The sequence below is a fragment of the Allobosea caraganae genome, from assembly GCF_003351345.1.
In the GTDB taxonomy this organism is placed as follows: Bacteria; Pseudomonadota; Alphaproteobacteria; order Rhizobiales; family Beijerinckiaceae; genus Allobosea; species Allobosea caraganae.
Map to the genome: position 1 here is coordinate 121,105 of NZ_QQTO01000005.1, position 12,271 is coordinate 133,375.

Genomic DNA, 12,271 nt, shown 5'->3' on the forward strand with positions numbered 1-12,271 from the left:
GGACGAAGCAGATGGCAGGACGTTTGAAGGGCAAGGTCGCGGTCGTCACCGCCGCGGGGCAGGGCATCGGCCGGGCGATCGCGGAGGCCTTCGTCGCCGAGGGCGCGACGGTCTGGGCGACCGACAAGGACGTCGCCCTGCTCGAGGGCATTCCGAAGGCGAAGAAGCGCAAGCTCGACGTGCTCTCGACCAAGGCGGTCGAGGCCTTCGCCGAGAAGGTCGGCACCATCGACATCCTCGTCAACGCCGCCGGCTTCGTGCATCACGGCACGATCCTGGAATGCGACGACAAGGCCTGGGAGTTCTCCTTCGACCTCAACGTCAAGTCGATGCACCGCACGATCAAGGCCTTCGTCCCCGGCATGCTCGCGGCCGGCAAGGGCTCGATCGTCAACATCGCCTCGGGCGCCGGCTCGGTGCGCGGCATCCCCAACCGCTACGTCTACGGCGCGACGAAGGCGGCGGTGATCGGCCTGACCAAGGCCGTTGCGGCCGACTACATCAAGAAGGGCATCCGCTCCAACGCGATCTGCCCGGGCACGATCCAGTCGCCCTCGCTCGACCATCGCATCAAGGACCTGGCGGCGCTGACCAAGACGACGGAGGCGGCTGCCCGCCAGGCCTTCATCGATCGCCAGCCGATGGGCCGGCTCGGCACGGCCGAGGAGATCGCCTGGCTCGCGGTCTATCTCGGCTCGGATGAGGCGAGCTACACCACCGGCCAGATTCACCTCGCCGATGGCGGCTTCGCGCTCTGACGCGACCACGGGCACAGGGATAGCAAGATGCACATTCTGGTACTCGGCGGCGCCGGCATGGTCGGCCGCAAGTTCATCGAGCGGCTGGCCCATGACGGCCAGCTCGGCGGTAAGGCCATCGACAAGGTCACGGCGCAGGACGTCGTGGCGGCGAGCGCGCCGGCGGCGACGCCCTTCACCTTCGACGCGGTGGTCTCGGACATCTCGGTCGAGGGCGGCGTCGATGATCTCATTGCGTTGAGGCCCGACCTGATCGTCCACCTCGCGGCGATCGTCTCCGGCGAGGCGGAGGCCGATTTCGACAAGGGCTACCGCATCAACCTCGACGGCTCGCGCCATCTCTTCGACGCGATCCGCAAGGTCGGCGGCGGCTACAAGCCGCGCGTGGTCTTCACCTCGTCGATCGCGGTGTTCGGCGCGCCGTTCCACGACAAGATCGAGGACGAGTTCTTCACGACGCCACTGACCAGCTACGGCACGCAGAAGGCGATCGGCGAACTGCTGCTCTCCGACTATACTCGCCGCGGCTTCTTCGACGGCGTCGGCATCCGCCTGCCGACGGTCTGCGTGCGGCCGGGCAAGCCGAACAAGGCGGCCTCGGGCTTCTTCTCCAACATCATCCGCGAGCCGCTGAACGGCGAGGAGGCCGTGCTGCCGGTCTCCGACCAGGTCCGGCACTGGCACGCCTCGCCGCGCTCGGCGGTGGGCTTCCTCATCCATGCCGCGACGATGGACACCAACGCGATCGGCCCGCGCCGCAACCTGACCATGCCCGGCTATTCGGCGACGGTGGCGGAGCAGATCGAGTCGCTGCGCAAGGTCGCCGGCGAGACCGTGGTGAAGCGGATCAAGCGCGTGCCCGATCCGGTCATCGACGGCATCGTCGCGGGCTGGCCGCGCAACTTCAACGCCGTGCGCTCGGTCCAGCTTGGCTTCAAGGCGGAAGCGAGCTTCGAGGAGATCATCCGCGTCCATATCGACGATGAACTTGGCGGCAACTTCGTGAAGTAAAGCGATACCCTCTCCGTCATTGCGAGCGTAAGCGAAGCAATCCAGGGGATTGCGCGAGGCCCCTGGATTGCTTCGTCGCTATGCTCCTCGCAATGACGGGTAGGGTCGCGAATCCCATCAAAAACGAACAGCCCCGGCGCGAGCCGGGGCTGTTCTCGTTTCAGGCAAAGCCGGCAGATCAGGCGAGGCAGGGCTCGCCCGAGCCCGCCTCGATGGCCTCGACCTCAGGGCCGGGCGCGTGGGTCCAGCCGGTCGCGCCCCAGCTCTTCAGCGCCGACCAGGTCGAGCGGTCGAGCCGGTACTGTTCGCAGGGGAAGAGTCCGCCACGCGCCGGCAGCGACTTGAGGAACGAGCCCTCCTGCCGGAAGCCGGACTTCTCCAGCACCCGGCGCGAGGCCGGGTTGATAACGCGCGTGTCGGCCTCCACCGCCGGGATCTCCAGCAGCGTGAAGAGCGTGTCGATCAGTGCCTGCGCGGCCTCGGTCGCATGGCCCTTGCCCCAATGCTGGGTGCCGAGCCAATAGCCGATGAAGGGCGTGCCGGTGGCCTGCGGATGCGCGCCGATCATGCCGATCAACTCGTTCGGCTTCGAGCGCGGGGTGATCGCCAGCGCCAGGTGCTCGCCGAGCGCGTTGCCCTTGCGCATGGCGAAGATGAACGGCTCGACGGCGTCCTGCGGATAGGGATGCGGAATCGAGGCCGTCATCTCGGCCACGGCTTTCTCCCCGGCCTGGCGCAGGATGGCGGTCGCATCGGCCATGCGGGGCCAGCGCAGCCAGAGACGGCGGGTCTCGAGCCGGAAGACATCGTCGCGGGTCAATTCGGGGAACATCGGTCTCTCCGTCGCGCAAACGAAAAAGGGAGCTGGGACTTTGGTCCCATCTCCCCTTTCGCTTGACCTTCGGGAAACCCTGGCGGGTCTGGACCCTTGATCCGATCGGTTCGATGGAACCGGCGGATCGAGGAAATTCCCTATCCGCCTATTACTCTGCGGCCTCTTGGGCCGGGACTACGTTCACGAAAGCTCGGCCGAGCTTGGTCGTGAATCGGACGCGTCCGTTGGTCGTGGCAAAGAGGGTATGGTCTTTGCCCATGCCAACGTTCACGCCGGCGTGCCATTTGGTGCCGCGTTGACGAATAATGATGTTGCCGGGCACGACCGCCTGGTCGCCGAAGCGCTTCACGCCGAGGCGCTTGCTTTCGGAGTCGCGACCGTTGCGGGACGAGCCGCCTGCCTTTTTGTGAGCCATAACGCCCTACCTCAGAAACTGTGTTGTCTCTCTAACCCGAAACGGCGGCAAAAGCCACACGTTTCGGAGACGAAACCTGAACGAAGCTGACAGGAGAGGTCAGTAGTCCTCGCCGGAGGCCTGCTCTTCCTGGTCGGCCTTGGCCCGCGGGGGCTTGCCGGCCAGGAGTTCCTTGGCCTGCTCGACCCACTCCTCGCGGGTGGCGCGGCCACGAAGCTTCAGCTCCTCGTCCCACTTGGCGACGTCCTCGTCGCTCCAGGCGGCGATGTCGTTCCAGGAGGTGATGCCGGCGGCGCGCAGCTTCTTCTCGATGGTCGGGCCGACGCCCGAGATCAGCGAGAGGTTGGACGCGTCGAGCGCCTCGGCCTTGGCGGCCTTCGGAGCGGCCTTGCCCTTGGTCTGCGTCGAGGCGGCCTTCAGCGCGACAGAAGAGGCATCGCCCTTCTTCATCTCCGGCTTCTTGCCGCCGGTGAGGATGTCGGTGATGCGCACGATCGTCAGCTCGGCGCGGAAGCCGCGCTTGCGCTTCGAATTCTGGCGGCGACGCTTCTTGAAGGCGATGACCTTCTCGCCGCGGGCCTGCTTGACGATCTCACCGGCGACGGTGATCTCGGCGAGCTCCGTGGCGCCGAGGGTCGATTTCTCGCCATCGGTCAGCATCAGGACGTTGCCGAAGGCAACGGTATCGCCAGGCTCGCCTTCGAGCTTGGCAATGGTGATCTCATCGTTCGCGGCGACGCGGAATTGCTTGCCGCCGGTCTTGATGACTGCGAACATCGTTGTTCTCCATGTTCAGCCCCGCCCTGTCATGTGCCTGGGTAGGCCATGCGGGACGGCTTTTTGGCAGTCGGTTGCGTGGTCGGGTTCACTCTTGCCGGCGCGGGCCGCGATGCCGCGGAACCAAAGCGCCAAAAGAGATCGGGCGCGGGTTTCCCCACGCCGGATGAGGCTCGATAGTCGCGAGCGCGCCTTAGGTCAAGTCGGACGGTGCATCTTCGATCCGATTTGGCATCCTGAGTCCGATTTATGACACCCGGGAGACTTGTATCCGCGGGAAGCGCCGTGTAGTAACCAGCCCGCTTCAACCGAAAGCGACTGCGGACAGGTGGCAGAGTGGTTGAATGCACCGCACTCGAAATGCGGCATACCTGCAAGGGTATCGGGGGTTCAAATCCCTCCCTGTCCGCCATCCCTGCTTAGCCCTATGGGCTTCGCAGGATTGGCCCCCGCGAAAGCAGGATGCCCTCCGAAAGCCGTGTCTGCGTGGGTGGGCTCGCGCGATGCGGCGGAACAACCCAACGATCCTCGTGTTGATAGAGACCCGACTGACGGGCCGCGAGGATGGGACCTGATATGAACCGTACGCCGTTGATTGCCGCCATGTTCGGCGCCTTTGCGCTTACCGGCGCTGCGATTACCGCCCCCGCTCCGGCTAGCGCCTCCGAGGCATTGCCTGCGGCGGTTGCTCATCAGCTTGATGGGCAAGCCGCTGAGTTCACGATGACCGCCGCCAAGCAGCGTCGGCTCATGATCATGCAAAACATGAACCGGCAGCAGCGCTACGGTCGCGGCGGCTATGGGCGCGGTGGCTATGGCGGCGGTGGTTACGGGCGAGGCGCCCCACCGTCTTATTACGGACGTGGGCCCGAGCGACGTCTTGGTGAGCCTGGTCGTTTCACCTATCAGCCCGGTCGTGGCGTTCGCCCGTACTGACCCTAAGGGGCCAGTGGGCGACAATTGGGCGGGCCGCCCGCACCTCGCCCTCAGGGCCAGGGGCGGGTTTCGTCCGTTGATCGTCCGATTTCCTCTGATCACTGCGGTTGCCATCGGCGGTCATCACGATGGCGGCTAGAGCGGCGAGACTATTGGGGCGCGCAGGCCCGCCGTGACCTTACGGGATGCGCGGGATCAGATCATTTCCGAAGTTGTCGGTCTGCCTGGGCGCGCTCGACGCGCGGCCATCGAGATATCGCGGCCCGCCGGTGCTCTGGGCCGGGCCCGGGTCGAGATAGCTGCGCTCCGGCAGGGTGCGGGTCGTAGCGCTCGGCGCGAGATATGTCGGAGGAGGCTCTTCGCGCGGCGTGCAGGCTCCGATGCCCGCGAGCGCAGCCGATATAGCAGCAGCTTGAACAGCTCTCATCGCGCGCGGCCCCCTGTGACGCTAGGCGCTTAGCCTATCCGAAGCATGGCGAGATGGCGAGGCGCCCGCTGTCTCTCATCAAACGTCAGAGCAGGATCTAGGCGAAAGCCGGTGCCCGCTATTCCGCATCCGGCTCTAGAGCGACGAAGCCGTGGCGGGGTTCGCCGCGATGAAGCGCTCGGCCTGCTGGCGAAACAGCGTCCAGGCTGGCGGCGGCCGGCTGTCCGATTGCGGGCGCATGATCGCCGGGGCTTGCGGGTCCGGGGCGGGCGTATCGGGATCGAGGCGGGCGGCGCGGCACATGGCCCTCGCAATCCGCTTGATGCGATCCTCATCCATGGGGCAGTCTCCGGCGAAGTATAATCCTCGCGGCACATTCAACGTCGCTCCCGCCCCAAGGTTCCAAGGAGACCGGACATGAAAGCCATCGCCTTCTCTGCCGCCCTGGCCGTACTCGCCGTATCCAGCTTCCCGGGCGTTGCCTTTGCCAAGCGCGAGGCGAACGACCTGCGCAGGATCTGCCGTGAGGCGATCCAGAAGAGCAGCGGCGCCGGCAAGGACGCGAAGGTCTCGGGCAAGGCGATCGATCGCTGCGTCGCCAATGGCGGGCGCCTTTAGGGAGCCGAGGCGCTGACCGACGGCGAGGCGGTCCGGGAGTGGCGCTGCGCTATTCCTTCTTGCTCGAAAAGAAGGCCACCGACATCGCCGCCGCGTGCTCGAATTTGAAGACCGTGCGGCTCGAGCCTTGCGAGGCGATGCTGGTTGGGTCGGGGTCCTCGCCGTCGAAGCCGAGCGCGGCGTGGATCATCTCATGCAGCAAGGTCGCCTTGTCATCCCGTAGCACGGCCGTGTTGAGCAGGATGAAGTCCGGCACGTTCATTCCGGTGCGCTTGCGCCCCTCCGTCAGCCCGAAGAACGGCGGCGCGCGTGGGACGAAGTCCGCGAAGATGACTCGCAGCACGTTGGAATGGCCGGGCGTCTGCTTTTCCGACGCCTCTCGGATCGATTGGATGTCTCCGGGGGAGCCTGGATCGAGCGTCCCGTGGAAATCCAAATGCGGCAACTGCTTGTCGACCCGCGTGATCTCAAGTTCGAACTCGGAGAGCAATTCGCCGGCCCGCTCGAAGTAAGGGGCGAGCTTTTGCGGGTGGGACATCTTCGTCCGTTGGAGCATCAGGCTCAGCTTCGCGCCGACGACAGTGAGTGGCGGGCGCAGGCCACCCGCCAGCGCCTTGTCGAGGGCGTTGATGACTTCGCGCCCGGCATGGCCGCTGTCCCTGCTGAGCTGGAACCGAGCCTGGACGAGCCTGACGGCGGTGGCCGTGCGCGAGGCGAAGGTGCCGTCGGCCCCCATCTCCAAGGGAAAGCCCGCGGCCATGATGGCCTGCTGCAGGACCGTGACCGCCTTATGGTCGGGTTCGCCCGGCCGCATCGGCGGATTATTCTGGGCCGCGTTGCGGATGCGCTGGCTGGAGGCGAAGGGCGGGTGCGCGAGCGTCGCCATGGCCGACCGCTCAGCGCCGGATCAGCTCGACGCGGCGGTTGAGGGCGCGGCCGGCCTCGTCGGCGTTCGAGGCCACCGGCTGCTCCAGGCCCTTGCCGCTCGGGGTCAGCCGGCTGCGGTCGATGCCGTAGCGCGTCACCAGCTCGGCGACGACCGAGAAGGCGCGGCTGTCGGAGAGCTTGAGGTTATAGGGACCGCCGCCCTGGTTGTCGGTATGGCCGACGACGTTGAGCTGGAGGCTGGGCGCCTTGGCCAGCAGGTCGGCGATCTGCTTCAGCTGCGGCTGCGATTCCGGCTTGATGTCGGCCTTGTTGAAGTCGAACAGGATGCCGTAGACGGTCGCCTTGCCGGTCTGGTCGATCTCCTTGCCGAGCTGGCTGGCATCGACCACCTGGATCTTGCCGGTCTCCATCTTGCCTGTTTCGATCACCCTGGCGATGACGGTGCGGCCGCGGCTCTCCTGCTCGGAGAAGGCGAGGCTGACATGGACCGTGCCGCCGGGCCGGTTCAGCTTGGCGTAGAGATAGCGGCCGGCGCCGTCGCCGAAGAAGTTGCGGACGAAGTCGCCGAGCTCGAGCTTGGGCAGGTCGGTCGCGCCGTCGAGCGCCAGGCCGAGGAAGAGGCCGGGATATTTCTGGCCGTCGGTGAAGCAGTTGCCTGATGCGGTCGAGCAGGTGAAGGGAACCTCGAAGCCCTGGGCCGTGAGGGCCTGCTGGTAGTTGCGCAGCGCCTCCAGCCCGGTGCGGCCGGGCGGGAGCTTGTAGTAGAGCGTGAAGACCTTGCCCTCGACCGTCTCCCAGCCCGGCCCGCTCTGCTGGCGCGACCTTTTCTCGTCGATCGGCCCGGTGATGATGTTGGCCTCGTCGAAGGTCGAGACCTTGTAGCCGACCTGCTTGGCGCCTTCGAAGCGGCCGAGCAGCGGGTGGTCCTGCGCCGAGGCGGGAAGGCTGAGCCAGGATGCCGCGATTGCGATGAGGGCGATGGCGATCTTGTTCATCGGCTGTCCGATCCAATGACGGCCGGCGGGAGCGTTCGGCCTTGCGCTCAGCGGACCTTGCCGGGGCAGGGCGCGTGCTGCGTCCTCCATTTGAACGAGGGCAGCCGCGGCTTGAACGCGGGGAGGCGCGGCCGGGCGCCGCCCTGTAGTTGCGCCATCCCTCATCTGGATGACGAAAGGCCGCCCGATTCGACCTTAGCCTGAACAAATCCCGCATAAGGAGAACGACGATGGATCGCAGGCAGTTTCTGATGGGTTTGGTCGGGGTTTCCGCGGCAGTCGCCGCCACCGTCACGGTGAACGAGACGGCGCAGGCGTTCGAACTGCCGGATCTGAAGGGTGCGTTGCCGGATACCGCGGCCGTCGCCGGGACCGATGCGGAATACTCGTTCCTGATCGGCCGCATGACCCATCGCCGGCGCGCCGGTGGGTGGTGGCGCCATCGTGTCGCGGCGGCGCGGCGCTGGGGTCGCCGGGGCCGCCCCGGCCGGCGTTGAGGAATCGCGCGGCGGTATGGCTCCTTTAGCATCGGCTTTTCCGAAAACCGCATGCCACTTTTCGGGCCGATGCTCTATCGATCCGGGATCGATAGAGGAGCCTGCCATGACGATCGAACGCATTGGTCTGACGCAACGCTGGTGCGATGCCGCCATCTTCAACGGCATCGTCTTCCTTGCCGGGCACGTCCCGGAGACAACCGGCCGGCGCTCGCTGGCCGAGCAGACCGAAGAGGTGCTGGCCCTGCTGGAGGAGACGCTCGACAGTGCCGGCAGCGGCAAGGAGCGCATCCTCAGCGTCCAGATCTTCCTCACCGACATCTCGCGGATCAGCGAGATGAACGAAGTCTGGGACAAATGGGTCGCGCCGGGCCATGCGCCGGCGCGCGCCACCGTCGAGGCGAAGCTGGCCTCGCCGGACTACGCGATCGAGATCACCGCGGTGGCCGCCAAGCGCGGGATCTGAAGCTGCGGAGCGCGTGAACGCTCCGCAGCCGATAAGGGTCAGGCCGCGCTGCGCAGGCGCGGCGGCTGCATCTGGCCGTCGCGGGTCTGGAAGGCCGCGACCAGCGCGTTGAGGCGCTGGATCTGGCTCGTGAGGGCGCTTGCCGAGGCGGCGCTCTGCTCGGCCAGGGCGGCGTTTTGCTGGGTCATCTCATCCATATGGGCCACGGTCTGGCTCATCTCGTCGATGCCGTTGGCCTGCTCGGCGCTGGCGGTCGAGATGTCGGCGACGGTCGTGGCGACGCGCTGCGAGGCGTCGACGATCTTGCCGAGCGCCTCGCCGGCGGAACGGACGAGTGCGACGCCACGCGTCACCTCCTGGTTCGAGGAGTTGATCAGTGCGGTGATGTCCTTCGCCGCCTCGGCCGAGCGCTGGGCGAGCGTGCGGACCTCGGAGGCGACGACCGCGAAGCCCTTGCCGCTGTCGCCGGCGCGGGCGGCCTCGACTGCGGCGTTGAGCGCCAGAAGATTGGTCTGGAAGGCGATGTCGTCGATCACCGAGTTGATGTCGGAGATTTTTCGCGAGGCCTGCTCGATGCTCTCCATCGCCGCGATCGCCTGAGTGACGATGGCGCCGCCATTCTGGGCCACCGACTTCGCCTCCTCGGCGAGGCCGACCGCGTTGCGCGAGGCATGGGCCGAAGCCTTGACCGAGGCTGCGAGCTCTTCGGTGGTCGCCGCGGTCTCTTCGAGCGAGGAGGCCTGCTCCTCGGTGCGCTTGGAGAGATCGTCGGCGCCGGCATTGATCTCGCGGGCGGCGTTGCCGGTGTCGAGCGCGGTCTTCTGGATGGTCGAAACCGTCTCGGAGAGGCGCTCGACCGTCTCGTTCAGCGCGTCCCTGAGCGCTCCGAAACGGCCATTATAGGGTGTCCGCACCTGATGGGTCAGGTCGCCCTGGGCCAGCGCCTCGAGCACTTCGACGAACTCGCCGGTGGCGCCGTCGACGAGGCGGTTGATCTCGTTGACGCCCTCGACCAGCTCGCGCAGCGGGCCTTCAACCTTGCCGGTCTCGGCATGGCCGGAGAAATCGCCGGCGCGGGCGGCGGCGACGATGCCGGAGACGTCACGCACGAGGCTTTGCACGTCGGCCGCCTGTTCGGCATCGGCCAGCATCGCGGTCTCGCGGTCGCGGCGGCTGGCTTCGAGCGCCAGCGCGTTCTCGCGATAGGTCTCGAGCGCGCCGCTCAGCGCGCCGACCTCGTCAGGATAGGGGTGGGCAGGGATGGCGTTCGAAAAATCGCCCGCCTGCATGCCGTCGAGCGCCGATTTCAGCGAGACGAGCGGCCGGGCGACGCGGCGCTGGATGCCGCGCCAGCTCAGCGTGCAGACGATGAGCAGGGCGACGAACAGGCCGCCCATCGCCGCGAGCCTGGTCCAGGCGCTGCTGAGCTGTGCCTGCGTATTCGCCGCCATGTCGTCGAGCGATTGCGTCACCGTGCCGATGATCGCGGTGAACGGGCCGTTGCAGAGCCTGGTCCAGTCCTCCGCGCCAAGCACCGGGCCTGTGCCGGGGCCGAGCTTGCCGATCAGCTCGTCGATCTTGAGGTTGGCGGCGTCGACCTCGGCGTTCATCACGCCGACCTTGCGGGCAAGGTCCGGCGAGACGCCGGGGCGGGCGGCCAATTGCTTCAGCTGGCTGGTGCCGGCGCCGGCCGAGCCGCGGACCTCGCCGAGCGCGCGCAGCTGGCCGGCGTCCATCGCCTTGCCGGAGCCGATCAGCGGGCGGAGGATCGAGCATTGCGAGCCGTAGGAGGAGCGGACGCGCCAGCCGGCGGATTTGAAGCCCTGCAGGTCGGCGAGGACGGGGTCGGCGAGCCGGACCGCGTTGGAGGTCGCGTCGGAGGCCTTGACGAGCGCCGTCTCGATGTCGCCGACGCCGTTGTACCAGGGCATGGTCGCGGCGAGGCTGCGCTGCGCCTTGGACTTGGCGGCCTCGGCATAGATCTCGGGCAGCCGGGCGTTGGTCTGCTGCTCGCGCTGGGCGATGCCGTCGGCAAGCGCCTCGCGGTCGGGGAGGTCGGTGGCCTTGAGCCGGAGGATGGCGCCGGCGAGCTCCTCGCGGTTGGCCTGCTCGACCTTCTTGACGGTCGCGTTCGGGTCGTTCTCCGCCTGGATGGCGGTCTGGGCCTGGCCGCGATTCGAGCGAATCGTGTTGCCTGCGAGAAGCAGGGCCTTGTCGGCCTCGACCAGCTGGGCGAGGCGCATGTTGGTCTGCATGTCGGCATAGGATTGCTTGGCCATGTAGGCCAGCGCGCCGAGCCCCGGAAGGCTGAGGCAGGCCATCGTCGCGAGCAGATAATTCCTGACGGAGGCTGAGAGTATATTCACGGATACGGTCCCCGGAGCTCGCCAAAAAGATGGAGCGGCTTGCGTCGGAATACAGACGTCTCAACAACGATACGGCGCTTTCCGGCGAATACGATTTGTCCACGCTTAACCTTAAGATTTGCTCAATGAGTTCCGTTGGGTCGCTGCATGAAATGCGACATCCATCTCTAGGGAAGATGTCGGTTATTATACAACTATGCGTTGCATTCTTCCGCCGCGTTGATCCTGCCCTCCTGCCGATCTTGGCGGGGCGAGTTTCCGGCGTGGGCGCGCAGCCGGCCGTTAGATCGCAGTGCGTCCTATCGGACACAAAGTGGCGATCCAGGCCTTGGTTATTGCATCGGATTGTTCCGAAAACCGGATTCCACTTTTCGGTCCGACGTTCTAGTGCGTCGCCTGCCCAGATTCGGGCACGTCATGGCCCCCCGCAGCGTAGAGGCCGAGCTTGTTGCGCAAGGTGCGGATCGATATTCGCAGAATATCGGCGGCGTGGGTTCGATTTCCGCCGGTTTCCCGGAGGGTCGCCAGGATCAGATCGCGCTCGACATCTGCGACAGGGCGGCCGACCAGGAGGTCGGTTGCGTTCGGGTCTGGGTTGAAATCATACATCTCATCTTCCTTCTCAGGCCCCAGCCTCTCAGAAGACTTGGCCATAGGACGAAGAAAATGGTTAACACACCGTAAATCAGTGCCGCCAAGGCATCTCGTCGAGCGGTGGCAAACCTGAAGCGAAGATGATGAGCGCATTCAGCCCATGGTCATCAAATTGCTTGCTATGTTGCCAATAAGGGAGTGCCATCCCGGCACCGGCGAAGACGCCGGGTAATACGGAGACGATTCCATGCTTAGACAAATGATCCTGGTGTCTGCGTCGGCATTTGCGCTTGCGGGCCTCTCGGCCTCGCCGTCGCTGGCTTTGACCATGAAGGAATGCAGCGTCAAGTATCAGGACGCGCGAAAGGCCAATACTCTGAAGGGTCAGAAGTGGAATGACTTCCGCAAGGCCCAGTGCGGTGACGACGACGCTTCCGAAGCGGATGCCGCATCGGCCGTGACCGAGCCGGCCGCTGCTCCCGCTCCTGCTCCGGCCGCCGCACCGGCGACCCCCGCCCGGCCCGCGACGGCCTCGACCGGAGCCGCCACCGCTCCCGCGCGGACGGCCGCGGTATCCGGCAACGCACCCTTCAGATCCGGCAGTTCGAACGCCTGCGCCGTCTCGTTCACCGTGACGGTGGCGGCGACTGCCGCGGAAACCCCGACCAAACCCATCAGAAACTGCCTG

The 12,271-nt window shown here is 66.3% G+C and carries 13 protein-coding genes, 1 tRNA gene and 2 pseudogenes; 8 read left to right on the forward strand and 8 right to left on the reverse strand.

Annotated elements, in window-relative coordinates:
- The first annotated feature begins 11 nt into the window (after positions 1 to 11).
- Together DWF00_RS02655 and denD are read left to right on the forward strand one after the other, a co-directional pair.
- The gene (locus DWF00_RS02655; protein WP_114830823.1) at positions 12 to 758 is read left to right on the forward strand and encodes an SDR family oxidoreductase; all 747 of its coding nucleotides are present in this window, start codon (positions 12 to 14) and stop codon (positions 756 to 758) included.
- Between the two features lie 27 nt (positions 759 to 785).
- Entirely contained in the window at positions 786 to 1,769 is a 984-nt protein-coding gene (gene denD / locus DWF00_RS02660; RefSeq protein ID WP_114830824.1) for a D-erythronate dehydrogenase, read from the forward strand.
- Between the two features lie 178 nt (positions 1,770 to 1,947).
- On the opposite strand, the gene DWF00_RS02665 is transcribed toward denD, so the two are convergent.
- The 3 genes from DWF00_RS02665 to DWF00_RS02675 form a co-directional block, all read right to left on the reverse strand.
- Complete coding sequence (locus DWF00_RS02665; RefSeq protein WP_114830825.1) at positions 1,948 to 2,601, reverse strand: GNAT family N-acetyltransferase; 654 nt, start codon at positions 2,599 to 2,601, stop codon at positions 1,948 to 1,950.
- Positions 2,602 to 2,752: 151 nt separating this feature from the next.
- Complete coding sequence (gene rpmA, locus DWF00_RS02670) at positions 2,753 to 3,019, reverse strand: 50S ribosomal protein L27 (RefSeq protein WP_114830826.1); 267 nt, start codon at positions 3,017 to 3,019, stop codon at positions 2,753 to 2,755.
- 99 nt (positions 3,020 to 3,118) lie between these two features.
- Positions 3,119 to 3,796, reverse strand: coding sequence for a 50S ribosomal protein L21 (locus DWF00_RS02675; protein WP_114830827.1), 678 nt, complete (start codon positions 3,794 to 3,796; stop codon positions 3,119 to 3,121).
- Positions 3,797 to 4,118: 322 nt separating this feature from the next.
- Here DWF00_RS02675 and DWF00_RS02680 point away from each other — a divergent pair.
- Positions 4,119 to 4,208, forward strand: a tRNA-Ser gene (locus tag DWF00_RS02680).
- 164 nt (positions 4,209 to 4,372) lie between these two features.
- Positions 4,373 to 4,732 carry a hypothetical protein gene (locus DWF00_RS28960; RefSeq protein ID WP_147283742.1) on the forward strand — a complete coding sequence of 120 codons (360 nt, stop codon included), beginning with the start codon at positions 4,373 to 4,375 and terminating at the stop codon, positions 4,730 to 4,732.
- Between the two features lie 562 nt (positions 4,733 to 5,294).
- On the opposite strand, the gene DWF00_RS02690 is transcribed toward DWF00_RS28960, so the two are convergent.
- Positions 5,295 to 5,498: a hypothetical protein gene (locus DWF00_RS02690; RefSeq protein WP_114830829.1), complete on the reverse strand. Its 204-nt coding sequence runs from the start codon at positions 5,496 to 5,498 to the stop codon at positions 5,295 to 5,297.
- A gap of 78 nt (positions 5,499 to 5,576) precedes the next feature.
- Between DWF00_RS02690 and DWF00_RS02695 the strand changes: the two genes are divergently transcribed.
- Positions 5,577 to 5,777 carry a hypothetical protein gene (locus tag DWF00_RS02695; RefSeq protein WP_114830830.1) on the forward strand — a complete coding sequence of 67 codons (201 nt, stop codon included), beginning with the start codon at positions 5,577 to 5,579 and terminating at the stop codon, positions 5,775 to 5,777.
- 49 nt (positions 5,778 to 5,826) lie between these two features.
- Here DWF00_RS02695 and DWF00_RS02700 read toward each other — a convergent pair whose 3' ends face one another.
- Together DWF00_RS02700 and DWF00_RS02705 are read right to left on the reverse strand one after the other, a co-directional pair.
- Positions 5,827 to 6,663 (reverse strand): peptidoglycan-binding domain-containing protein, encoded by an 837-nt coding sequence (locus DWF00_RS02700; RefSeq protein ID WP_114830831.1) that lies wholly within the window; start codon positions 6,661 to 6,663, stop codon positions 5,827 to 5,829.
- 10 nt (positions 6,664 to 6,673) lie between these two features.
- Positions 6,674 to 7,660: an OmpA family protein gene (locus tag DWF00_RS02705; protein WP_114830832.1), complete on the reverse strand. Its 987-nt coding sequence runs from the start codon at positions 7,658 to 7,660 to the stop codon at positions 6,674 to 6,676.
- Positions 7,661 to 7,890: 230 nt separating this feature from the next.
- Here DWF00_RS02705 and DWF00_RS02710 point away from each other — a divergent pair, with 230 nt between their 5' ends.
- Both DWF00_RS02710 and DWF00_RS02715 read left to right on the forward strand, forming a co-directional pair.
- Complete coding sequence (locus DWF00_RS02710; protein ID WP_114830833.1) at positions 7,891 to 8,157, forward strand: hypothetical protein; 267 nt, start codon at positions 7,891 to 7,893, stop codon at positions 8,155 to 8,157.
- A 106-nt stretch (positions 8,158 to 8,263) separates the two neighbouring features.
- Complete coding sequence (locus DWF00_RS02715; RefSeq protein WP_114830834.1) at positions 8,264 to 8,623, forward strand: RidA family protein; 360 nt, start codon at positions 8,264 to 8,266, stop codon at positions 8,621 to 8,623.
- 38 nt (positions 8,624 to 8,661) lie between these two features.
- Here DWF00_RS02715 and DWF00_RS02720 read toward each other — a convergent pair whose 3' ends face one another.
- Together DWF00_RS02720 and DWF00_RS02725 are read right to left on the reverse strand one after the other, a co-directional pair.
- Positions 8,662 to 10,989, reverse strand: coding sequence for a methyl-accepting chemotaxis protein (locus tag DWF00_RS02720; protein ID WP_147283743.1), 2,328 nt, complete (start codon positions 10,987 to 10,989; stop codon positions 8,662 to 8,664).
- 384 nt (positions 10,990 to 11,373) lie between these two features.
- Positions 11,374 to 11,568, reverse strand: a pseudogene (locus DWF00_RS02725) (helix-turn-helix domain-containing protein); the annotation flags it as partial.
- A gap of 262 nt (positions 11,569 to 11,830) precedes the next feature.
- Between DWF00_RS02725 and DWF00_RS29310 the strand changes: the two are divergent.
- A pseudogene (locus DWF00_RS29310) lies at positions 11,831 to 12,271 on the forward strand (hypothetical protein); the annotation flags it as partial.